Source organism: Janthinobacterium sp. GW460-12-1-14-LB5, assembly GCF_059423585.1.
The window spans coordinates 310433-332467 of the sequence record NZ_JBWKYD010000001.1; the positions used below are offsets into that span (position 1 = coordinate 310433).

Below are 22035 nucleotides of genomic sequence, written 5' to 3' on the forward strand. Positions count from 1 at the left end.
GTGTACGGCATGGCGGCCCCCTGCCGCCATGGACTTTTTGTTGCGTGCTTTTATTTACTGAGCAGACGCATGCCCCGTTCCAGCCCGTCGATCGACAGGGGGAACATGCGGTTGTTCATCAACTGCCGCATCACGCCGATCGACTGGCGGTACTGCCATAAGCCTTCCGCTTCGGGATTGAGCCAGATGAATTTCGGGAACGCCTGGGTAAAGCGCGCCAGCCACGCCGATCCCGCTTCCTCGTTGTTGTATTCGACGCTGCCGCCCGGCTGCAGGATTTCGTAGGGGCTCATGGTGGCGTCGCCGACGAAAATCAGCTTGGTGTCGGGCGGGTATTTGCGCAGCACGTCCCAGGTGGGAAAACGCTCGGCGTTGCGGCGCCGGTTGTTCTTCCACAGGTAGTCGTAGACGCAGTTATGGAAGTAAAAGAATTCCATGTTCTTGAATTCCGTCTTCGCCGCCGAGAACAGTTCCTCGGTGCGTTCGATATGGTCGTCCATGCTGCCGCCCACATCAAACAGCATCAGCACCTTGATGCGGTTCTTGCGCTCGGGCCGCATCCTGATGTCGAGGTAGCCCGCGTTATTCGCCGTGGCGGCGATGGTGGCGTCGAGCGCCAGCTCATCTTCCGCGCCTTCGCGCGCGAACTTGCGCAGGCGGCGCAAGGCCACCTTGATGTTGCGCGTACCGAGTTCACGCTCGCCGTCGTAATCCTTGTAGCTGCGCGCTTCCCACACCTTCACGGCCGTGCGGTTGCCGCCCTTGCCGCCGATGCGGATGCCTTCCGGATTCGTGCCGCCATTGCCGAACGGCGAGGTGCCGCCCGTGCCGATCCACTTGCTGCCGCCCTCGTGGCGCTCCTTCTGTTCCTTCAGCAGCTCGTTCAGGCGGTCCATCAGCTTGTCGTAGCCGAATTTTTCCAGCTGCGCCTTCTGCTCTTCGGACAGCTCGCGCTGCATGCGTTTGAGCAGCCAGTCGAGGGGAATCGCCGCGTTCGTGTCGAAAGCCGCGTTGATGCCCTTGAAGTACTGGGCAAAGGCGCGGTCGAACTTGTCGAAATGGGCTTCATCCTTGACCAGAGTCAGGCGCGCCAGATAGTAGAAATCGTCCATCGAGGCGTCGATGACGTTCTTTTGCAGCGCTTCAAGAAGGGTCAGAAATTCCTTGATCGAGACGGGAATTTTCGCATCCTTGAGCGTGAAGAAGAAATCGATCAGCATGGCGCCCGCTCTCCCGCGCGGGGCAGTGCGGCGATGGGGCGCTGTGCCAGCTTGTAGCGCAGGTGGGCGGCAATTTCCGGCCACTCTCCGCGCGTGATGCTGTACATGACCGTGTCGCGCACGGTGCCGTCGCGGCGCAGCGCATGGTGGCGCAGCACGCCATCCTTTTTCGCGCCCAGGCGCTCGATGGCTGTTTGCGAGGCGTGGTTGAAATTGTCGGTGCGCAGGCCCACCAGCGCGCAGCCGAGGTTATCGAAGGCGTGCGCCAGCAGCAGCAATTTGCAGGTGGTGTTGACGTGGCTGCGCTGGCAGCGCTTCGCGTACCAGGTGTAGCCGATTTCCAGGCGTCCGATGGCTGGCACCACGTCGTGGTAGCTGGTGGTGCCGAGCACCTCGCCGCTGGCCGCGTCGATGACGGCAAAGGCGAAGCGCGTGGGGCGCATCTCGATGCCCTTGAAAATGTACTGGTCCACCTGGTCCGGCTCGGGCACGGAGGTGACGCGCAGATTCCACAGTTCGCCATCCATGGCCGCCGCACGCAGGCCGGGCGCGTGATGCGGCGCCAGCGCCTCGAGGCGGATGCCGTGCAGTTCCAGGGGGACGAAGACCTTGTCCGGGCTGATGTCGTTCACCGGCGCTCCTTAGCGGTTGGTGCGCGACATGAACATCAGGCGCTCGAACAGGTGCACGTCCTGCTCGTTTTTCAGCAGCGCGCCGTGCAGCGGCGGCACCACGGCTTTATTATCCTTGCTGCGCAGCGCCTCGGCAGGGATGTCTTCGGCCAGCAGGAGCTTGAGCCAGTCGAGGAATTCCGAGGTCGACGGCTTTTTCTTCAGGCCCGGCACGTCGCGCACCTCATAGAAGGTTTGCAGCGCCTGCGCCAGCAATTCCTGTTTCAGGTGCGGGTAGTGGACGGCGACGATCTGCTCCATCGTGTCCTTGTCCGGGAATTTGATGTAATGGAAGAAGCAGCGGCGCAAAAAGGCGTCCGGCAATTCCTTCTCGTTGTTCGAGGTGATGATGACGAGCGGGCGGTGGCGCGCCGTGACCATTTCACGCGTTTCGTAGACATAGAATTCCATGCGGTCCAGTTCGCGCAGCAGGTCGTTCGGGAATTCGATGTCGGCCTTGTCGATCTCGTCGATCAGCAGCACCACCGGCTCGGGCGCCGTGAATGCCTGCCACAGCACGCCCTTGACGATGTAGTTCTGGATGTCGCGCACGCGCTCGTCGCCCAGCTGCGAATCGCGCAGGCGCGACACGGCGTCGTATTCGTACAGGCCCTGCTGCGCCTTGGTGGTCGATTTGATATGCCATTGCATCAGCGGCATATTCAGCGCGGCGGCCACTTCCTCGGCCAGCATGGTCTTGCCCGTGCCCGGCTCACCCTTAATCAGCAGCGGGCGTTGCAGGGTCAGCGCCGCATTCACGGCCAGTTTCAGGTCGGCGGTGGCGACATAGCTGTCGGAACCTTCGAAGCGTTGGCCTTGCTGGGGGTGCTGTGCTTGCATGAGCGGTCTGCCAAAGTAGGGAAATGGTGAGTATAAACAGAACTGTGGCGCAGCGTCACGCGGACGGCCTGTGCCTGCCTGCCTACAATGCGGGTTTTATAGGTGGACTTGCAAGAATATCTTGGCTAGAATCGGCAAGCAGCAGATTAATTGTCAACCTTAATTGTCAACACATAAAATCAATAAAAACCAGCTCTGGCGTTTCTCCGATTACCTTTGTTCACATTGCCACTATGAAAAAAATATTTGCACTTCTCGTGCTTGCCGGCATAGCAAATGCCGTCACAGCGGCTGACATTGTAGGAAACGCCAAGGCAGCCCCTGCCAAGGTGGAAATGTGTATCGGCTGCCACGGCATCCCCGGTTACAAGGCGACCTTCCCCGAAGTGTTCCAGGTGCCGATGATCGGCGGCCAGCCGGCAAAATATATCGAGAATGCGCTGCAAGCCTACAAGAAGGGCGACCGCAAGCACCCCAGCATGAAGGGCATCGCCAGCAGCCTGTCCGACCAGGATATCGCCGATGTCGCCGCGTATTATGCGCAACAAGCCAAGCCGAACTGAGGACCAGCCAGATGACAAAATTACTCGCCGCCCTCGTTTGCGCCACCGTCTCGTTTTCCGCCAGCGCCGCCGGCAATATCAACACGGGCAAGGCCCTGGCCGAAAAATACAGCTGCGCCACCTGCCACGGCAAGGATTACGGTTCGCCCATCGACCCGTCCTACCCGAAACTGGCAGGCCAGCACAGGGATTACCTGGAACACGCCTTGACGGCGTATAAACGGGGCGACAAGGCCAACGGCCGCAACAACGCCATCATGACGGGCCAGGTGAAACCGCTGAGCAACCAGGATATCAAGGACCTGGCCGCTTACCTGCACAGCCTGCCGACCACCCTGGTGACCCACCGCTGAGTTTGAATTTACGTTTGAGTTCGGTTCAGGCTTTCAGTCCGACCCGGCGCGCCAGCTTGTGCAAATTGCTGGCGTCGAGCCCCAGTTGCCGCGCCGCAGCGGCCCAGTTATCCTGATGCAACGCCAGCGCTTGCCGGATGGCCTGGCGCTGGCTCGCTTCCACGATCTGATGCATGGATAGCAGCGGCGCCGCCGACGTGCCGCACGCGGCCGGCGCTGGCAGCAGCGCGTCCGTGCCGGCCGGCGCTTCCAGCGCATCGAGGTCGAGCATATCCGTTTCCAGGGTCACGATGTCCTTGCGGTCCGCGCCGCGGATCACGGCTTTCAGCGCGGCCCGGCTGATCACATGTTCCAGTTCGCGCACATTGCCCGGCCAGCGGTAGTGGCACAAGGCGTTTTCCGCCGCGGCGGACAGGCGCAGGCTGCGCAAGCCCAGGCGCGCGCGGTTCAGTTCCAGGAAACCACCGGCCAGCAGCAGCACGTCGTTACCCCGCTCGCGCAGCGGCGGAATCGGCACGGGATACACGGATAAACGGTGGTACAGATCGGCACGGAACGAGCCGTCGCGCACATGTTCGCGCAGGCTGCGGTTGGTGGCGGCGATCACGCGCACGTTGACCCGGCGCGGCCGGTCCGCGCCCAGGCGCTGGATTTCGCCATTTTGCAAGGTGCGCAGCAGCTTGGCCTGTATCGACAGCGGCAACTCCCCCACTTCATCGAGAAACAGGGTGCCCCCTTCGGCCGCCTCGAAGCGCCCGGGCCGGTCGCTGACGGCGCCGGAAAACGCGCCGCGCACATGGCCGAACAATTCGCTCTCGGCCAGCGATTCCGGCAAGGCCGCGCAATTGACGTGGATCAGCGGTTTGCCAGCGCGACGCGATAGCCGATGCAGGCGGTGCGCGCACAATTCCTTGCCCACGCCCGTCTCTCCCAGCAGCAGCACGGGCAGCTCGGAATCGGCGACCACCTGCAATTCGTGCAGCAAATGCGTGATGGCGCTGCTCTGGCCGACGAAATCGTGTTCTTCGCGCGGCGCTTGCGCATCGGCCAGCATGGCGCCGCCCGACAGGCGCAGGGCGCGGATTTCCGTCTCCAGACGCGTGACGCGCACGGCCGCCTCGATGGCGCAGGCCAGCTCGCCCAGGTCGCGCTGCGCCTGCGTATCGAAGGTGCCCACCCGCAGCGCGTCGAGCGTGATCACGCCCCAGCGTTCGCCTTCCAGGTCCAGCGCCATGCCCATGCAGTCGTGCACGGGCAGCGGTTCGCCGGCCCGCTCGGCGATCAGGCCGTCGTAGGGATCGGGCAGGGAACTGTCGTGATGGAAGCACAGCACGCCGCGCCGCTGCAGGATGGCGGCCAGGCGCGGATGGCCGGCGACGGCGAAGCGGCGTCCCAGCGCGTCGCTGGCCAGGCCGGCCATCGCCACGGGGCGCAGGTGCTCGCCATCGAGCTTGAGCAAGGCCACGGCCTCGCAGCCGAAGTGCGCGCGCAGGCTGCCCACGAGGCGCTGCAGGCGCACGGCCACGGGCAGGTCGGCGACCAGGTCGGTGAGCAAGAGCAGGTGGATGGCGGTGGTGGTCATAAGTACCATGCAGGGTACAACGGACCACGCTTGAAAAGGGTCATATCGACCCTGCATTTTTCAAATCGTTGATTTAAAACAAGTTTTTCCTGGCACACGGTTTGCCTAGGTAAGGGTGCCAAACCGGCATACAAGACCAAGGAAAGCCTGATGAAAACGACTCCCTCCCTCCGCGCCATTGCCGCCGCCGTCTGTGTCCTGGCCATGCCCCTGTCCGTGCAAGCCCAGGCGAGCCTGCCGGCCAGCGCCGCCGCCACTGCGGCCAAAGCCGCGCCTGTGACGCTCAAGCGCTATGAGCTGCAAACCAATATCGTCGACGGCAAGATGGTCTTCATCGACGCCAAGGGCCAGGTCAACCCCGTGCTGGCGGCCAAGGTGGGCGACACGGTCGAACTGGTGCTGAAAAGCGGCGAAGGCGCCGAGCACGACCTGCTGATCCCGGAACTCAACGTGGCCTCCGCCAAATTCAGCGCCAACAGCGGCAGCACCACCGTGCGCTTCAAGGTCACGCGCGCCGGCACGTTCACCTATTACTGCTCGATTCCCGGCCACCGCCAGATCGGCATGGAAGGCAAGCTGGAAGTCGCCGGCACTTCGCTGGCTGAAGCCGGGGCACCGAAGGCCGCCGGCGCCGGCAGCGCAGCGGGCGAATCGAGCCAGGCCGCCGCGCTGGCCCTGTACACGCCCGCGCCGTCGCCGATGCGCGGCCCCGATCCATCGGCCGTCAGCGTGGCCGCCAATCCGGCGCAGGTGCCTTCCGCCATCGGCGCGCGCGCGCCGCAAACCCTGAAATACCGCATGGAGACGGTGGAACTGCCGGGCAAGCTCGATGACGGCACCAGCTTTACCTACTGGACCTTCAACCGGCAAGTGCCCGGCCCGATGTTGCGCGCGAAGGTGGGCGACACGGTGGAACTGACCCTGTTCAACGCCAGGGACAGCAAGATGATCCACTCGATCGACCTGCACGCGGTGACGGGCGGCCATGGCGGCGGACAGCACACGCAGGTGGCGCCGGGGCAGGAAAAGACGATCACCTTCAAGGCGCTCAATCCGGGCCTGTTCGTTTACCACTGCGCCACGCCGCTGGTGCCGCAGCATATCGCGGCCGGCATGTACGGCATGATCCTGGTCGAACCGGAAGGCGGCCTGTCGAAAGTGGACCGCGAGTATTACGTGATGCAGGGCGAGATGTATACGGGCCGTCCGCACGGCGCCCCCGTGCATCAGGAACCGAACCTGGAAAAAATGGCCAATGAACTGCCCGACTACTACGTCTTCAACGGCGAAGTGGGCGCCCTGAGCAAGACGCACAAATTGCAGGCGAAAGTCGGCGAGACCGTACGCATCTATTTCGGCGTGGGCGGCCCGAACAAGATTTCGTCGTTCCACATCATCGGCGAGATCTTCGACAAGGTGTACAGCGAAGGCTCGATCAGCAGCCCGAAAAACGACGTGCAAACCACGCTGGTGGCGCCGGGCGGCGCGACCATCGTCGAACTCAAGGTACAGCACCCTGGCAGCTATCTGCTGGTCGACCATGCGCTGTCGCGCGCCGGCAAGGGCGCCGTGGGCGTGCTGGAAGTGACTGGCGAAGCCGTGCCCGGCGTCTACCACGCGGGCGCCGTCCAATAAAACACCCCCCCATTCATCATCAAGGAACTGCTATGGAAATGATCGAACAATCCCTGGGCCAGTTGGCCCGCCGCATCCCCGGCGCCACGCGCCTGTTCGATGCGCACCGCCTGGATTTCTGCTGCGGCGGCAACAAGACCCTGCGCGCCGCCGCCGAAGCGGCCGGCGTGGATACGGCGCCCATCGTCAAGGAACTGGAAGTGCTGGCCGGACGGATTGACGCCAGCGGCGCGCGTGACTGGCAGGACGCCCCGGCCACCGAGCTGGTGGAACACATCCTGGCGCGCTACCACGCCGTGCACCGCGAGCAGCTGCCAGAGCTGATACGCCTGGCGCGCAAGGTCGAGCAGGTGCATGGCGACCGCGCCGACTGTCCGCACGGGCTGGCGGAACACCTGTCGGCCATGGCGCAGGAACTGGAAAGCCATATGCGCAAGGAGGAAGACGTGCTGTTCCCCATGATCGTGCGCGGCCAGGGTCCACGCGCCGGCGCGCCCATCAACGTGATGCGCATGGAGCACGACGACCATGGTGTGGCCTTGCGCGCGATGGAGGCGATGACGAACGATATCACCGCACCTGGCGGCGCCTGCACCACCTGGCGCGCGCTGTACACGGGCTTGCGCACCTTCCGCGAAGACCTGATGGCGCACATCCATACTGAAAACAATATCCTGTTCGAGCGCTTCGCGCCGGCCGTGGTGCACTGACAAAGGAAAGACCCATGGGTCCCTACAAAAAACTCTGGTTCACCCTGATCGGTGTGCTGATCGTGACGTTTTCGCTGCTCGGCTATTACGGCACGGAAGTGTATCGCCAGGCGCCGCCGATTCCCGCGCAAGTGCTGGCGCAGGATGGCAGGCAACTGTTCGACCGCGAGGGCATCCTCGACGGCCAGACGGCCTGGCAATCCGTGGGCGGCATGCAGCTGGGCTCCATCTGGGGCCACGGCGCCTACCAGGCGCCCGACTGGACGGCCGACTGGCTGCATCGCGAATTGACGGCCTGGCTGGAACTGGCAGCGCAAGAGCAGCATGGCAAGGCGTACGCGGCGCTCGACGGCCCCGCGCAGGCGGCGCTGCGCGAAGCGCTCAAGCAGGAATACCGCGGCAATCGGGTCGATGAGGCGCAAGTGCTGCGCCTGTCGCCGCGCCGCGTGCAAGCCATCGCCAACACGGCGCACTATTACGACCAGCTGTTCTCCGACGCGCCTGCGCTGCTCGCCAGCCGCGAGCATTTCGCCATGAAGGAAAACACCTTGCCCAGCGCCGAGCGGCGTGCGCAGATGACGCAGTTCTTCTTCTGGACGGCGTGGGCCGCCGCCACCGAGCGCCCTGGCCAGAAAGTGACCTATACGAACAACTGGCCGCACGAACCGCTGATCGGCAACCAGCCCAGCGGCGAAAACCTGGTCTGGTCGGTCGCCAGCGTGGTGGTGCTGCTGGCCGGCGTGGGCTTCCTCGTCTGGGGCTGGGCCTTCTTGCGCGACCATGACGAAGCGCTGCCGGCCGCCGGTCCGCGCGACCCGCTCACCACTTTCGCGCTGACGCCTTCGCAGCGGGGACTGGGCAAATACCTGTTCCTGGTGGTGGCGCTGTTCATCTTCCAGGTCTTCATCGGCGGCTTCACGGCGCACTACACGGTGGAAGGACAGCAGTTCTACGGCATCGACGTGTCGCGCTGGTTCCCGTATGCGCTCACGCGCACCTGGCATATCCAGGCGGCGCTGTTCTGGATCGCCACGGGCTTCCTGGCCGCCGGCCTGTTCCTCGCCCCGCTGATCAATGGCGGCAAGGACCCGAAGTGGCAGCGCCTCGGCGTCGACGTGCTGTTCTGGGCGCTGGTCGCGGTCGTCGTCGGCTCATTTATCGGCAATTACCTTGCGATTGCACAAGTCATGCCGCCCGAATGGAATTTCTGGCTCGGTCATCAGGGTTATGAATATGTGGACCTGGGACGTTTGTGGCAAATCGGCAAATTCATCGGCATCCTGCTGTGGCTCGTGCTGATGCTGCGCGGCGTTGTGCCCGCCCTGCGCCAGAAGGGCGGCGACAAGAACCTGCTGGCGCTGCTGACCGCGTCCGTGGGGGCCATCGGGCTGTTCTATGGCGCCGGCCTGTTCTACGGCGAACGCACGCATTTATCGGTGATGGAGTACTGGCGCTGGTGGGTGGTGCACCTGTGGGTGGAGGGCTTCTTTGAAGTCTTCGCCACCACGGCGCTGGCCTTCATCTTCTCGACCCTGGGTCTGGTATCGGTGCGCATGGCCACGACGGCCAGCCTGGCGTCGGCCTCGCTGTTCATGCTGGGCGGGATTCCCGGCACGTTTCACCACCTGTACTTTGCCGGCACCACCACGCCCGTGATGGCCATTGGCGCGAGCTTCAGCGCGCTGGAAGTGGTGCCGCTGATCGTGCTGGGGCATGAAGCGTGGGAAAACTGGCGCCTGAAGGAACGCGCGCCGTGGATGGAAAACCTGCGCTGGCCCCTGATGTGCTTTGTCGCCGTCGCCTTCTGGAACATGCTGGGCGCGGGCGTGCTGGGCTTCATGATCAATCCGCCCGTGGCCTTGTACTACATCCAGGGCCTGAACACGACTCCCGTGCATGCGCATGCGGCGCTGTTCGGCGTGTACGGCTTCCTGGCGCTGGGCTTTACCTTGCTGGTGCTGCGCTATCTGCGGCCCGACTACGGCTTCAGCCCTGCCTTGATGAAGACGGCGTTCTGGGGCTTGAACGGGGGGCTGGCGCTGATGATCTTTACCAGCCTGTTGCCGATTGGCATCATCCAGTTCCACGCCAGCGTGACGGAAGGCCTGTGGTATGCGCGCAGCGAAGGCTTCATGCAGCAGCCTTTGTTGCAGAACCTGCGCTGGATACGCACCTTCGGCGACGTGGTCTTCATCGTCGGCGCCGTCGCCATGGCATTGCAAGTGGTGCTGGGATTGATGGGCAAGGCGCCGAAGGCAGCAGTACTGCAGCCTTCAGCGGTGTAGCCGGGTTAACGCCTGCGGACGCAGTCGATATAGGCGTCCGTATCGGGCGGCAAGCCCGAGCGCTGTGAAGCCCAGATCATCTGGCCCAGGCATTCCATCACTTCGTGCTGGGCCGCATGGGCCGAATCGAGGCGCTGGGTCAGTTGCTGAACGGCCGGGCGGATGCCGCGCGGCTGGTCCACCTGTACCTGCTCCGTGATCGACAGATGCATGGACAGGTGCAGGAAAGGATTGGCCTGGCCCCCTTCGACGGAATAGTCGCGCGCCAGTGCCGCTTCGACGTCGGAGAGCTCGTTTTCATACTCGGGGTGTTCGAGGATCCAGTCGAGCGCGATGGCTTCCATCGGCGTGAGGATTTCGTGGGCGCGGTGCTTGCGCAAGGTGTCGCAAAAGAAGCGGCGCACGTCGTCGGAAGAGGGGTTGAACATGGCTGTAGGACTATGGCTAAGGGGCAGCCGGCATTGTACCGCGTACATCAATTCAAGGCATCGGGGATGCCCTTTTTGCCGTCCGGCGTCCGCTTTCGTGACCCGATAGTCACCGCAATTTAATACCCTGCAGTAAGTATTATCCACTACCGCCACGGCCCGGCGGCGCCAAATAACGGTGATAAAATCGCCGCTCTTGATATTTGCTCTGGACACGATGGCGATTTTGTTGCCATTGCGTGCTTCCATTGCCCGCACCTTTGCCACCAGATCTCGCTCCTGGCTTATCCCGGAGCGCGGCAGCATGCCTATCACCATCGACCTTGACCTGTCCGGCCGCCCTGGCGTTCCGGCTGGCTGGCTGTTTTTCATTCAACACAGCGATGGTGCCGCCACGGTGGCGCGCAAGAATCATCCTTCAGTATCCAAAAATGGAGTTACGAATGCGTAAATCGCTATTACTTTTGATGTCGTGCCTGATCCTGGCGGCATGTAACAAGACCCCTCCGGCCTCGTCCGAAAAACCGGTCGACGTGCTGCTGATCGGCGCCGGCACCATGAGCGCCACCCTGGGCAGCATGCTCAAGGAACTCGATCCCTCGCTGACGATGGAAATGGTCGAGCGCCTCGATTCCGTGGCGGCCGAAAGCTCGGACGCGATGAACAATGCAGGCACGGGCCACTCGGCGTTTGCCGAACTGAACTACACACCGGAAGCGGCCGATGGCAGCATCGAGACCAAGAAAGCCGTTGCCATCAACGAGCAATTCGAAATTTCCAAGCAATTCTGGGCTTATCAGGTAGCCAACAAGCACCTGGGCGCGCCGCAGACCTTCATCAACAACGTGCCGCACATGGCCTTTGTGTGGGGTGACGACAATATTGCCTTTTTGAAGAAGCGCTATGCTGCGCTGCAAAAGGAAAACTTGTTCAAAGGCATGCTGTTCTCGGAAGACCAGGCGCAGATCGAGCAATGGGCGCCGCTGGTCATGCAAGGCCGCGACAAGGGCCAGAAAGTGGCCGCGACGCGCATGGAAATCGGTACCGACGTCAATTTCGGCAACCTCACGCGCGGCCTCGTGAAATACCTGACGGACAGCCACGGCATGGTCCTGCACCTGCGCCACCAGGTGGAAGACATCCAGCGCGGCGCCGACGGCGTATGGAACGTGACGGTGAAAGACCTGGCTGCCGGCAAGGAAAAAACCATGCGCGCCAAGTTCGTCTTCATCGGCGCCGGCGGCGGTTCGCTGCCGCTGCTGGAAAAATCGGGCATTCCTGAAGCCAAGGGCTACGGCGGCGTGCCGGTGGGCGGCCAATGGCTGGTGACCACCAATCCGGAACTGGTGGCGGCGCATGCGGCCAAGGTCTATGGCAAGGCGTCCGTCGGTTCGCCGCCGATGTCCGTGCCGCATCTGGACACGCGCATCATCGATGGCAAGAAAGCCCTGCTGTTTGGTCCGTTTGCCACCTTCTCGACCAAATTCCTGAAAAACGGCTCGTGGATCGACTTGCCTGCCTCGATCGGCACGGGCAATGTGAAACCGATGTTGCAAGCTGGTTACGACAATATTCCACTGACGAAATACCTGGTGGAACAGGTCATGAACACGCCGGAAGACCGCTTGAAGACCCTGCGCGAATACTTGCCGAACGCCAAGATGGAAGACTGGACCTTGCAAAATGCCGGCCAGCGCGTGCAGATCGTCAAGGATGACCCCGTCAAAGGCGGTTTGCTGCAGTTCGGCACGGAAGTCGTCGGCGCCGCCGATGGCAGCATCGTTGCCTTGCTGGGTGCCTCGCCAGGCGCCTCGACCGCGCCGCCGATCATGATCAAGGTGCTGCAAACGGCATTCAAGGGCCGTCTGGCCACGCCGGAATGGCAAGCGAAGATGGTGGAAATGGTGCCGTCGTACGGCCAAAAGCTGAACAACGACCCGGCCCTGGCCAACAAGATCCGCCACTACAGCAGCAATATCCTGGGCTTGAAGGCGATTACGCTCGACGTGCCAAGCGCTGCGCCAGCGCCGGCAGCAAACTAAGTCAGCCTGACCGGCAGGAAAGTTTCTTGCCGGCATGAAAAAAGGGGCAGCCTGTTCAGGCTGCCCCTTTTGCGTGGGAGCGTGTGTTCATTGCGGCGGACTACCCCTTGCCCGGCAAGATCAGCTCCGGCGTACACCCTTCGGCGGCGATGCCGTCGCAGGGCTTGGCCAGTGCCGCACCGTCCTGTGCCCGTGGCGCATGGGGCTGGCGCAGGTAGCGCGACGTGTGGCGGTGCGCTTGCTGCGCGTTGCCATGCACGGGCCAGGTCAGGAAGCGGGACAGCTCCTGCAAGGCGCGCTGGTACACATCGCGTTTAAATTCAATGACGACATCGAGCGGGACCCAGTATTCATGCCAGCGCCAGGCGTCGAACTCGGGATGGTCGGTCAGGCGCAGATTGACGTCGTTGTCGCGCGCGCACATTCTCAGCAGAAACCAAATCTGCTTCTGGCCACGGTAATGGCCGCGAATCTCGCGCTTGATGAAGTGGTCTGGCACTTCATAGCGCAGCCAGTCGCGGGTGCGGCCGACAATTTTGACGTGTTCCTGTCTGAGTCCGATTTCCTCTTCAAGTTCGCGAAACATGGCTTGTTCCGGTGTTTCGCCATATTTGATACCGCCTTGCGGAAACTGCCATGAGTGCTCGCGCACCCGCTTGCCCCACCACACCTCGTTCTGGGCGTTTAGCAGGATGATGCCGACGTTGGGCCGAAACCCTTCACGGTCGAGCATAATGCACCTCAAACTTTCTGCGACAGTGCGTCCTTTTTTTACATAATTACCCACAACTTCGCAAGCCGGTGACCTTTTCGGGGTGCGAAAAGCGCCGGAATCGCACCAATTGAGCGCATTTGTGTAAAGTATGGACGCATCAGCCAGCTAATCCTTTAAAATTAGGTTGATTATAACCCTCTCTTTTTAAAAAGAATTCACCGTTATGCGCGCCTCCCGTTTTTTTATTTCCACACTTAAAGATGCACCTTCTGACGCGGAAATCGTCAGCCACCAATTGATGATGCGTGCAGGCATGATCAAACGCCTCGGTTCCGGCATCTATACCTACATGCCGATGGGCTTGCGCGTGATCCGCAAGGTGGAAGCCATCATCCGTGACGAGATGAACAAAGCCGCCGCCATCGAATTGCTGATGCCGCTCGTGCAGCCGGCCGAGCTGTGGCAGGAAACGGGCCGCTGGACCAAGATGGGCGACGAACTGATGCGCGTGAAAGACCGCCACGGCCGCGAATACGCGATCCAGCCCACGTCGGAAGAAGTCATCACGGACGTCGTGCGCACGGAAATCAAGTCCTACCGCCAACTGCCGTTGAACTTTTATCATATCCAGACCAAGTTCCGCGACGAGCGCCGCCCCCGCTTCGGCTTGATGCGCGGCCGCGAATTCACCATGAAGGACGCGTATTCGTTCGACCGCGACCTGGCCGGCATGCAGGCGTCGTACAAGGTCATGTTTGACGCCTACACGCGTATCTTCACGCGTTTCGGCCTGAAATTCCGTGCCGTGGCTGCCGACAACGGCGCCATCGGCGGTTCCGGTTCGCATGAATTCCACGTCATCGCCCACACGGGTGAAGACGCGCTCGTGTACTGCCCGACCTCCGACTACGCCGCCAACATGGAAGCGGCCGAAGCGCTGCCGCCAGCCGGCGAGCGCCCGGCCGCCACCCAGGCACTGACGAAAACGGCCACGCCGGACACCGTCAAGTGCGAAACCGTGGCAGCCTTGCTGGGCATCGAGCTGTCGCGCACCGTGAAAACCATCGCCCTGACGGTGGAAACGACGGGCAAGGACGAAAAAATCACGAAACAGCATTTCATGCTGCTGCTGCGCGGCGACCATGAATTGAACGAGATCAAGGTGGGCAAGGTTGCCGGCCTGGCCGGTCACCGTTTCTCGACGGAAGCGGAAATCCTGGAAGTCTACGGCACGATTCCCGGCTACCTGGGCCCGATCGGCACGAAGGCGCCCGTCACCGTGGTGGCGGACCGCACGGTCGCCCACATGAGCGACTTCGTTTGCGGCGCGAATGACGCCGGTTTCCACTACACGGGCGCCAACTGGGGCCGTGACGTGGCCGAGCCTGCCATCGTGGCCGACTTGCGCAATGTCGTCGCCGGCGACGCGTCGCCGGACGGCCAGGGCGCACTGGCCATCGAGCGCGGCATCGAAGTGGGCCACGTGTTCCAGCTGGGTACGGCGTACTCGGAAAGCATGAAAGCCACCTTCCTCGACGAAAACGGCAAGCCTGCGCCGTTGCAGATGGGTTGCTACGGTATCGGCGTGACGCGTATCCTGGGCGCCGCCATCGAACAGAACTTCGACGACAAGGGCATCATCTGGCCCGCGTCGATCGCGCCGTTCGAAGTCGTGCTGTGCCCGATGGGCATGGACCGCAGCGAACTGGTCAAGGAAGAGACGGAGAAGCTGTACGCGGCCCTGCAAGGCGCTGGCGTGGACGTCATCGTCGATGACCGCGGCTTGCGCCCTGGCGCGATGTTTGCTGACTGGGAACTGATTGGCGTGCCGCACCGCATCGTCATCGGCGAGCGCGGCCTGAAAGAAGGCAAGCTGGAATACCAGGGCCGCCGCGATGCGGAAGCCACCGGCGTGGCGCCGGACGAGATCGTCGCCTTCATCCAGGGCAAAATGGCGCAGTGAAGCGCCTATCGGTAAGTAAAACGGCTGGCGCGCTCGCGCTGGCCGCCTGCCTGGCCTGCGTCTCTCCGGCGCAGGCCGGCAACCAGAAGGAGGAGGCGCTGGCCGACTCTGTCCGTCTGGCGCTGTCGCACGCGATCCGCGACGAACGCCCGCCTCAACCCAAATTTGCCACTCCCACCGACTTGCAGCGCTACCAGCAATGGCTGGCGCAGATGTCGCAGCGCCTGCAGCGCAAGCTGCCGGACGCCCAGTTGCGCACGGAATTCCTGGAAACCGTCTGGTATGAAGCGCGCCGCGCGGGCCTGGAACCGGCCCTGGTGCTGGGCCTGATCCAGGTGGAGTCGGCCTACCGCAAATATGCCGTTTCTCTGGCCGGCGCGCGCGGCTACATGCAGGTGATGCCGTTCTGGACGGGCGTCATCGGCGACAGCGACCGCAGCAAGCTGTTCCACATGCAGACGAATCTGCGCTACGGTTGCGCGATTTTGCGCATGTACCTGGATATGGAGAAGGGCGATTTGTACCTGGCGCTGGGGCGGTACAACGGCAGCCGGGGCAAGGCCGAGTATCCGAACGCGGTAAGGGCGGCTTGGAAGCAGTGGGAGTTCAGATGAAGGCTGGGGTCAGACCCGAAGGGGGAGTGCGCTCCAGTGGGGCGAATTCCGATCCCGCAGGGACTGACCCCAAAAAAATGCCCCGCTCGCAGTCATGCGGCGGGGCACTCACACGGCGTAAAACGCCCTGTGCGTATCTGATTATTTCAAATGATCGGAGATCAGTTTCGTCATTTCAAACATGGAGACTTGGGCTTTGCCGCCGAAAACTGCTTTCAGCTTGTCGTCCGCATTGATCATGCGGCGGTTGGCCGGATCTTGCAGATCGAGTTTTTTGATGTAATCCCATACCTTTTTGGTCACTTCCGTGCGCGGCAGTGGTGCTACGCCAACAACGGCGGCCAGATCTTTCGATGGCGTCATTGCTTTCATGAATGCTGCGTTTGGCTTGCGTGGTGTTGCCGGTGCTGCCGCTTTCTTCGCCGCTGCTGGTTTAGCTGCTGCTTTGGCTGCGGGTGCTGCTTTCTTGGCGGCTGCAGGCTTGGCTGCTGCTGCTTTGGCTGGCGCTGCTACTGGGGTTTTTTTGGCTGTTGCCATCTTCGAGCCTCCTTAACAAACACATGGGAAATTGCGCAATTAATCGCACGGCTAATATTGGTGTGGATTTACCTTGTATGCAAGTGTTTTTCACGTTTTCACGAGGAAAAAGCAGGGAAATGGCAATGCTGTCGCCCGGGCGCACCGCTTGGGAGCGCAGAACGGCGTTTTTGCCCGTAAATGGCATGGTTGCTGGCTATGCGGGGAGGGGCGCTGCGGGGGAGGAAAGAAAGGATGCCGGACACATGAAAATGCAATCCGGCATTATTTTATAACGGTGTTTCTTGACTTGAACTACGCCTCACGCGGCGTAAAAAAGGCCTTCAAAATCACAGCGAGCGGGGATGATTTGTGGCCGAGAAGCGCAAGCGCACTCTGGTGCGCTGAGCATCGCCGGCCGCAAGGCGCCCCGCGCAGCGGATTTTGAAGCCTTCCACTACCTCATCCCGGGCATCATGCCCTTCATGGAACGCATCATCTTCATCATGCCGCCGCCCGACAATTTCTTCATCATCGTCTGCATTTGCTCGAATTGCGTCAGCATGCGGTTCACTTCCTGCACCTGCACGCCGGCGCCGGCGGCGATGCGGCGCTTGCGCGTGGCCTTGATCAGTTCAGGTTTGGCGCGTTCCTGCGGCGTCATCGAGTCGATGATGCCGCACATGCGGCGCACCTGTTTATCGGCTTGATCCATGTTCTTGCCGCCTGCCGCCTGCTGGAACTGGGCTGGCAGCTTGTCCATCAGGTTGGCCATGCCGCCCATTTTCTTCATTTGCCCCAGTTGCGCCTTGAAGTCGTTCATGTCGAACTTGCCGCCCACCTTGATCTTTTGCGCCAGGTCGGCTGCCGCCTTGCTGTCGACGCCCTTGCGCGCCTCCTCCACCAGGGCGAGGATGTCGCCCATGCCGAGGATGCGGTTGGCCATGCGGGTCGGGTCGAACGCTTCCAGGCCGTCGAGTTTTTCCGACACGCCGGCAAACTTGATCGGCTTGCCCGTGATGTGGCGCACGGACAGGGCCGCACCGCCGCGCGCGTCGCCATCGAGCTTGGTCAGCACGATACCGGTCAGCGGCAGCGCATCGTTGAAGGCCTTGGCCGTGTTGATGGCGTCCTGGCCCAGCATGGCGTCGACGACGAACAGGGTTTCGATCGGCTTCACGGCGCCGTGGACGGCGGCAATTTCGCGCATCATCTCTTCGTCGATACCGAGACGGCCCGCCGTATCGATGATCAGCACGTCGTGGTAATGCTTTTTCGCCCAGTCCAGCGCGGCCAGGGCGATATCGACCGGCTTGTCCGTGCTGGTGGACGGGAAGAAGTCGGCGCCTACCTGCGCGGTGACCGATTGCAGCTGGGCGATCGCGGCAGGGCGGTACACGTCGGCCGAGACGGTCAGCACTTTCTTCTTCTTTTCTTCCTTCAGGTACTTCGCCAGCTTGCCGACGGTGGTGGTTTTACCCACACCCTGCAGACCGGCCATCAGGATGATGGCGGGCGGCTGCTGCGCAAAGCTGATCTGCGACGCTTCCGGTCCCAGGTCGGCGCCCATCAGGGCGGCCAGCTCGCGCTGCACCACGCCCACCAGGGCCTGTCCTGGCGTCAGCGAGGAAATGACATCCTCGCCCATGGCTTTTTCTTTGACTTTGGCGATGAATTCGCGCACGGCGGGCAGGGCGACGTCGGCTTCGAGCAGCGCCAGGCGCACTTCGCGCAGCATGTCGGCGGTGTTCGCTTCGGTCAGGCGCGCCTCGCCGCGCATGGTCTTGACGACTTTGGCAAGCCGTTGGGTGAGATTATCTAGCATGATGAACCTGCAATGAAAAGCTTGGGAGTGGGCGGCGAAAGCCGGACGATGGCCGTCATTTTACCTTATCGCGGGTGGCTGGCGGTCCCGCGCTGTAGCGCCTGGCGGTTGGCCGGCTTTTGAATTAGTTGGTATTTCTGCCAACGCCACGATTGCATGAAAGTCAAAAACACGGTTAAAATGAGAATAATTCTTATTTACATTCGTGGGCGCGCCGCGCCAGACCGGAAAGGGATGCCATGTCGGCCGCCGATTTTGCCCAGCAACAGGACCTGCACGCGCTCTACAGCAGCCATCATGGCTGGCTGCAGGGCTGGCTGCGGCATAAGCTGGGCAATGCGGGCGACGCGGCGGATCTGGCGCAAGACACCTTCATCAGCGTGTTGACGGCCGCTTCCGCGCCGCAGATCCGCGAGGCGCGGCCTTTTCTCGCCACCGTCGCGCGCCGCCTGGTGGCGCACCGCTACCGCCGCCAAGTGCTGGAAGACGCCTACCTGGAAGCGCTCGCTTGCCTGCCGCCCGAGACGGCGCCCGCGCCCGAGGAACGGCTGCTGGCGCTGGAAGCCCTGCGGGAAATCGACCAGGCCCTCGACGGCTTGCCGGTTCCCGTGCGCACGGCGTTCTTGCTGGCGCAGCTCGAAGGTCTCAGCTATGCCGAGATCGCCGCGCGCCTGAACGTATCGGCCAGCTCGGTCAAGCAATACCTGACGCGCGCCAACCGCCAGGTGTTTTTCTCCCTGCCGGCATGAGCAAGCTGGCAGAGCCGGCGGCACCGCCAGCCATCCGCGAGGACGTGCAGCAGCAGGCTGCCGAGTGGCTGACCGTGCTGATGTCGAGCGAGGCCAGCGAAGCGGAACGCGCCGCCTGGCAGCGCTGGCGCGCAGCCGACCCGGAACATGAACGGGCCTGGCAGCATATCGACGCGGTGTCGCGGCGCTTCAACGGCTTGCATCGCGGTGCGGCCGCGCAGGCGCTGGCCGGCACGCAGCAACAAGCCGTCAACGGCAAGCGGCGCCAGTTGCTGGCGTGGCTGGGCGTGGCGGCCGGCGGCGGCATGCTGGCCGCGCAGACGGATGCCTGGGATGGCATGCGCGCCCTGCGTGCCGACTACCGCACGGCCACAGGCGAGCGGCGCGACGTGGTGCTGGACGATGGCAGCGTGCTCAGCCTGAATACGGGATCGGCCGTGAACGTGCGTTTCGACGCCAGCCGCCGCCTGATCGAACTGCTGGCCGGCGAGATCCTCGTGGCCAGCGGCCACGGTGCCGGCAGCGCCGTGCCTTTGGTGGTGGCCACGCGCGAAGGCCTGGTGCGCGCGCTGGGCACGCGCTTTGCCGTGCGCCAGCAAGATGACTATAGCACCGTGGACGTGTTGGAAAGCGCCGTTGAAATCCGCCCCCGCGACGGTGCTGGCGCGCCAATGCTGCTGGCGGCCGGGCGCGGCGTAGCCTTTTCCCGCCATGCGGCGGACGCGCCGCACGTCATCGATGCGTATGCGCACGCCTGGTCGCGCGGGCAGCTGATCGTCGACGACGTGACCCTGGGCGATTTCCTGGCCGACCTGGCCCGCTACCGCCCCGGCGTGATCGACTGTGCGCCGGCAGTGGCCCAGCTGCGCCTGTCGGGCGTGTTCCCGCTGGCCGACACGCAGCGCATTTTGAACATGCTGCCCAACTCGCTGCCGGTGCAGGTACGCAGCCGCACGCGGTACTGGGTCAGCGTCGAACCGGCGCCGTAGCGTTCGATAAAAATATTTTTCCATCCGGCTGCCCGTTTTGCAGTCTTGCGGCACCTACAAGGTAGGACGCCTGTTTTTCACCGTCTCATGACACCACCATCAGGAACTTTCATGTCGCACGCTTTGCCTTTTGTCAGTTTGCCATCATCTCACTCTTCACTGCGTCCGCTGGCGCAAGCGGCCGCGGCCCTGTGCCTGGCCGCCAGCCTGCCGGCGCTGGCGCAGCAGGCGCCAGCCAGTCCCGCGGCCGAGCAAACCATGCTTGGCGTGTCCGTCACGGCGGGGCGCGATGCGACGACCGAAGGCAGCGGTTCCTATACGACGGGCGTGAGCAATACGGCAACCAAGCTGAACCTGTCGCTGCGCGAGACGCCGCAGTCGGTCAGCGTGCTGACGCGCCAGCAGATCGACGACCTGGGCATCACCACCCTGGACGACGCCGTGCAGTCGATCACGGGGCTGGTCATGCAAAAAGGCAACTTTACGGGCGATTCGGGCAGTTTCAGCGCGCGGGGCTTTCCAATCGAAAACATCCTGTTCGACGGTTTGCCTACCAGCCTGGGCGCGAACGGCACTTTCAATGGCGACAATGACGACCTGGCCATCTATGACCGCATCGAAGTGGTGCGCGGCGCCACGGGCTTGATGACGGGCAGCGGCACGCCCAGCGCGGCCATCAACATGGTGCGCAAGCGCCCGACGGCCACGCCGCAGGCGTCATTCTCGGCCAGCATCGGCAGCTGGAGCAACTACCGCCTGGAAGCGGATGCGGCCAACGCGCTCAACGAAGCGAAGACCCTGCGCGGGCGCATGGTCGTCACGGTGCAGGACAAGAAGGATTTTGTCGACGTGCTGCATGGCCGCAATCACCAGCTGTACGGCATCATCGAGGCCGACCTGCGCCCTGACACCACGTTGACCGTGGGCGCGCACTACCGCAAGACCGATAACGACGGCGTCGCGACGGGCGTGGTGACGGCCGCCGACGGGACCTTTTTGAACTTGCCTCGCTCCACCTACCTGGGCACCGACTTCGACGGCTGGCGCCAGACGGATAAAACCATTTTCGCCGAACTGGAACACCGCTTCGGCAATGGCTGGAAAGCCAGGCTGGCGGCCACGCGCAAGACGCCCGAGATCGACACGACGTTTTCCGGCATCAACCGCCGCGGCGGCACCCTGCGCTTCAATTCGCAAAGCTACCGCGCCGAACTGGCCAACACCAGCTATGACGCGTATGCCAGCGGCAGCTACAGCCTGTTCGGCCGCGAGCACGAGCTGACGGTCGGCGCCAGCCACCGCCGTTCGTCGAAAAACAGCTATGGGGGCTGGGCATCGTACACCCGGCAAGATAGCGCGCCGGTGATCGACCCGTTCCACTGGGATGCGGGCAGCGTGGCGCGCCCCGTCATCAACTACGCGCAGTGGGGCACGGCCAGCATCACCGAACAAAGCGGCGTGTATGCAGGCACGCGCCTGCGCCTGGCCGACCCGCTGTCGCTGGTGCTGGGCGGGCGCGTGAGCTGGTACAAGGACGATGCCGGCTACTCGCTGGCGCGCGAATTCACGCCGTACGCCGGTGTCGTGTATGACCTCGACAAGCAGCATTCCGTGTACGCCAGCTGGACCGAGATCTTCCAGCCGCAAGCGTCCACCGACGCCAAGGGGCAGCCCTTGAAGCCGGTCAGCGGCACCAACTATGAAGCGGGCGTGAAGGGCGAATACTTCGGCGGCGCCCTCAATGCCAGCGCGGCCGTGTTCCAGATCCGCCAGCAAAACCGCGGCGTGGACGACCTGACCGGCCCGGATCCCTGCCCCGGCAGCACGTGGGGCTATTGCCAGCGCGCGTCGGGCGAAGTGCGCAGCGAAGGCGTGGAGCTGGACGTGGCGGGCGCGCTGACGCCCGACTGGCAGCTGTCGGCCGGTTTTACGTATGTGAAGGCGCAATTTACGCGCGACAGCGATCCGGCCAATATCGGCAAGGATTTCAATAGCCGCTATCCGCGCCAGCAGCTCAAGCTGGCCACCAGCTACCGCCTGTCCGGCGCGGCGCAGGGCTGGCGCGTCGGCGCCTCGGTGTACGGGCAGGGCGCGACGGAATCAACGGACGGTGATGCCCACCTGCGCCAGGGCCGCTACGCGATCCTCGGCTTGAACGCGGCGTGGCAAATCGACAGCCGCGCCGAGCTGCGCCTGAATGTCAACAATGCGCTCGACAAACGCTATTACCAGAGCATCTACTCCGATGTCCTCGGCAACCTGGTGGGCACGCCGCGCAACCTGATGCTGACCTTGAACTACAAGCTATAACTTAATAACTTTGAATGATCTATCT

At 63.0% G+C, this 22035-nt stretch carries 21 protein-coding genes; 13 read left to right on the top strand and 8 right to left on the bottom strand.

What is annotated here, in order from left to right:
- Positions 1-50: 50 nt before the first annotated feature.
- Genes AC07X6_RS01440 through AC07X6_RS01450 form a run of 3 tightly spaced genes read right to left on the bottom strand, consistent with a single transcriptional unit; the run spans position 51 to position 2731 of the window.
- The gene (locus AC07X6_RS01440; protein ID WP_494789839.1) at positions 51-1220 is read right to left on the bottom strand and encodes a vWA domain-containing protein; all 1170 of its coding nucleotides are present in this window, start codon (positions 1218-1220) and stop codon (positions 51-53) included.
- Positions 1214-1852, bottom strand: coding sequence for a GNAT family N-acetyltransferase (locus AC07X6_RS01445; RefSeq protein WP_494789840.1), 639 nt, complete (start codon positions 1850-1852; stop codon positions 1214-1216). Before AC07X6_RS01445 ends, AC07X6_RS01440 begins: the two co-directional genes overlap by 7 nt.
- 9 nt (positions 1853-1861) lie before the next feature.
- Positions 1862-2731, bottom strand: coding sequence for an AAA family ATPase (locus AC07X6_RS01450; RefSeq protein WP_219888207.1), 870 nt, complete (start codon positions 2729-2731; stop codon positions 1862-1864).
- Between the two features lie 233 nt (positions 2732-2964).
- On the opposite strand from AC07X6_RS01450, the gene AC07X6_RS01455 reads away from it, so the two are divergent.
- Positions 2965-3294, top strand: a complete 330-nt coding sequence (locus AC07X6_RS01455) for a c-type cytochrome (RefSeq protein WP_046684254.1) — start codon at positions 2965-2967, stop codon at positions 3292-3294.
- Positions 3295-3305: 11 nt separating this feature from the next.
- Positions 3306-3647, top strand: a complete 342-nt coding sequence (locus AC07X6_RS01460) for a c-type cytochrome (protein WP_230538914.1) — start codon at positions 3306-3308, stop codon at positions 3645-3647.
- Positions 3648-3672: 25 nt separating this feature from the next.
- Here AC07X6_RS01460 and norR read toward each other — a convergent pair whose 3' ends face one another.
- Entirely contained in the window at positions 3673-5229 is a 1557-nt protein-coding gene (gene norR / locus AC07X6_RS01465) for a nitric oxide reductase transcriptional regulator NorR (protein WP_494789841.1), read from the bottom strand.
- A 150-nt stretch (positions 5230-5379) separates the two neighbouring features.
- On the opposite strand from norR, the gene nirK reads away from it, so the two are divergent.
- Genes nirK through AC07X6_RS01480 form a run of 3 tightly spaced genes read left to right on the top strand, consistent with a single transcriptional unit; the run spans position 5380 to position 9859 of the window.
- Complete coding sequence (gene nirK / locus AC07X6_RS01470) at positions 5380-6864, top strand: copper-containing nitrite reductase (protein ID WP_494789842.1); 1485 nt, start codon at positions 5380-5382, stop codon at positions 6862-6864.
- Between the two features lie 32 nt (positions 6865-6896).
- A complete protein-coding gene (gene ytfE / locus AC07X6_RS01475; RefSeq protein ID WP_230538911.1) occupies positions 6897-7574 on the top strand; it encodes an iron-sulfur cluster repair protein YtfE in 678 nt (225 codons plus the stop codon).
- Positions 7575-7588: 14 nt separating this feature from the next.
- The gene (locus AC07X6_RS01480; protein ID WP_494789843.1) at positions 7589-9859 is read left to right on the top strand and encodes a nitric-oxide reductase large subunit; all 2271 of its coding nucleotides are present in this window, start codon (positions 7589-7591) and stop codon (positions 9857-9859) included.
- Between the two features lie 5 nt (positions 9860-9864).
- On the opposite strand, the gene AC07X6_RS01485 is transcribed toward AC07X6_RS01480, so the two are convergent.
- Positions 9865-10287, bottom strand: a complete 423-nt coding sequence (locus AC07X6_RS01485; RefSeq protein WP_070218599.1) for a DUF1841 family protein — start codon at positions 10285-10287, stop codon at positions 9865-9867.
- 217 nt (positions 10288-10504) lie between these two features.
- Between AC07X6_RS01485 and AC07X6_RS01490 the strand changes: the two genes are divergently transcribed.
- Both AC07X6_RS01490 and mqo read left to right on the top strand, forming a co-directional pair.
- Complete coding sequence (locus tag AC07X6_RS01490) at positions 10505-10738, top strand: hypothetical protein (protein ID WP_494789844.1); 234 nt, start codon at positions 10505-10507, stop codon at positions 10736-10738.
- Complete coding sequence (gene mqo, locus AC07X6_RS01495) at positions 10731-12329, top strand: malate dehydrogenase (quinone) (protein ID WP_494789845.1); 1599 nt, start codon at positions 10731-10733, stop codon at positions 12327-12329. Before AC07X6_RS01490 ends, mqo begins: the two co-directional genes overlap by 8 nt.
- 100 nt (positions 12330-12429) lie before the next feature.
- Here the strand turns inward: mqo and AC07X6_RS01500 are convergent, their stop codons facing one another.
- On the bottom strand, positions 12430-13062 hold the full coding sequence (locus tag AC07X6_RS01500) for an RNA pyrophosphohydrolase (RefSeq protein WP_076566319.1): 633 nt from the start codon (positions 13060-13062) through the stop codon (positions 12430-12432).
- 205 nt (positions 13063-13267) lie between these two features.
- Here AC07X6_RS01500 and AC07X6_RS01505 point away from each other — a divergent pair, with 205 nt between their 5' ends.
- Together AC07X6_RS01505 and AC07X6_RS01510 are read left to right on the top strand one after the other, a co-directional pair.
- Entirely contained in the window at positions 13268-15007 is a 1740-nt protein-coding gene (locus AC07X6_RS01505) for a proline--tRNA ligase (RefSeq protein WP_494789846.1), read from the top strand.
- The gene (locus AC07X6_RS01510; RefSeq protein ID WP_494789847.1) at positions 15004-15621 is read left to right on the top strand and encodes a lytic transglycosylase domain-containing protein; all 618 of its coding nucleotides are present in this window, start codon (positions 15004-15006) and stop codon (positions 15619-15621) included. The genes AC07X6_RS01505 and AC07X6_RS01510 overlap by 4 nt, the downstream gene beginning before the upstream one ends.
- Before the next feature lie 141 nt (positions 15622-15762).
- On the opposite strand, the gene AC07X6_RS01515 is transcribed toward AC07X6_RS01510, so the two are convergent.
- Positions 15763-16158 carry an SWIB/MDM2 domain-containing protein gene (locus AC07X6_RS01515; RefSeq protein WP_230538905.1) on the bottom strand — a complete coding sequence of 132 codons (396 nt, stop codon included), beginning with the start codon at positions 16156-16158 and terminating at the stop codon, positions 15763-15765.
- Between the two features lie 77 nt (positions 16159-16235).
- Between AC07X6_RS01515 and AC07X6_RS01520 the strand changes: the two genes are divergently transcribed.
- Positions 16236-16433 carry a hypothetical protein gene (locus AC07X6_RS01520; protein ID WP_474292845.1) on the top strand — a complete coding sequence of 66 codons (198 nt, stop codon included), beginning with the start codon at positions 16236-16238 and terminating at the stop codon, positions 16431-16433.
- A 161-nt stretch (positions 16434-16594) separates the two neighbouring features.
- On the opposite strand, the gene ffh is transcribed toward AC07X6_RS01520, so the two are convergent.
- The gene (gene ffh / locus AC07X6_RS01525; protein WP_034746567.1) at positions 16595-17962 is read right to left on the bottom strand and encodes a signal recognition particle protein; all 1368 of its coding nucleotides are present in this window, start codon (positions 17960-17962) and stop codon (positions 16595-16597) included.
- A gap of 239 nt (positions 17963-18201) precedes the next feature.
- Between ffh and AC07X6_RS01530 the strand changes: the two genes are divergently transcribed.
- The 3 genes from AC07X6_RS01530 (at position 18202) to AC07X6_RS01540 (ending at position 22010) form a co-directional block, all read left to right on the top strand.
- Positions 18202-18711 (top strand): sigma-70 family RNA polymerase sigma factor, encoded by a 510-nt coding sequence (locus AC07X6_RS01530; protein WP_494789848.1) that lies wholly within the window; start codon positions 18202-18204, stop codon positions 18709-18711.
- Positions 18708-19700, top strand: a complete 993-nt coding sequence (locus AC07X6_RS01535) for a FecR domain-containing protein (protein ID WP_494789849.1) — start codon at positions 18708-18710, stop codon at positions 19698-19700. The genes AC07X6_RS01530 and AC07X6_RS01535 overlap by 4 nt, the downstream gene beginning before the upstream one ends.
- A gap of 111 nt (positions 19701-19811) precedes the next feature.
- A complete protein-coding gene (locus AC07X6_RS01540) occupies positions 19812-22010 on the top strand; it encodes a TonB-dependent siderophore receptor (RefSeq protein WP_494789850.1) in 2199 nt (732 codons plus the stop codon).
- Positions 22011-22035: the final 25 nt, after the last annotated feature.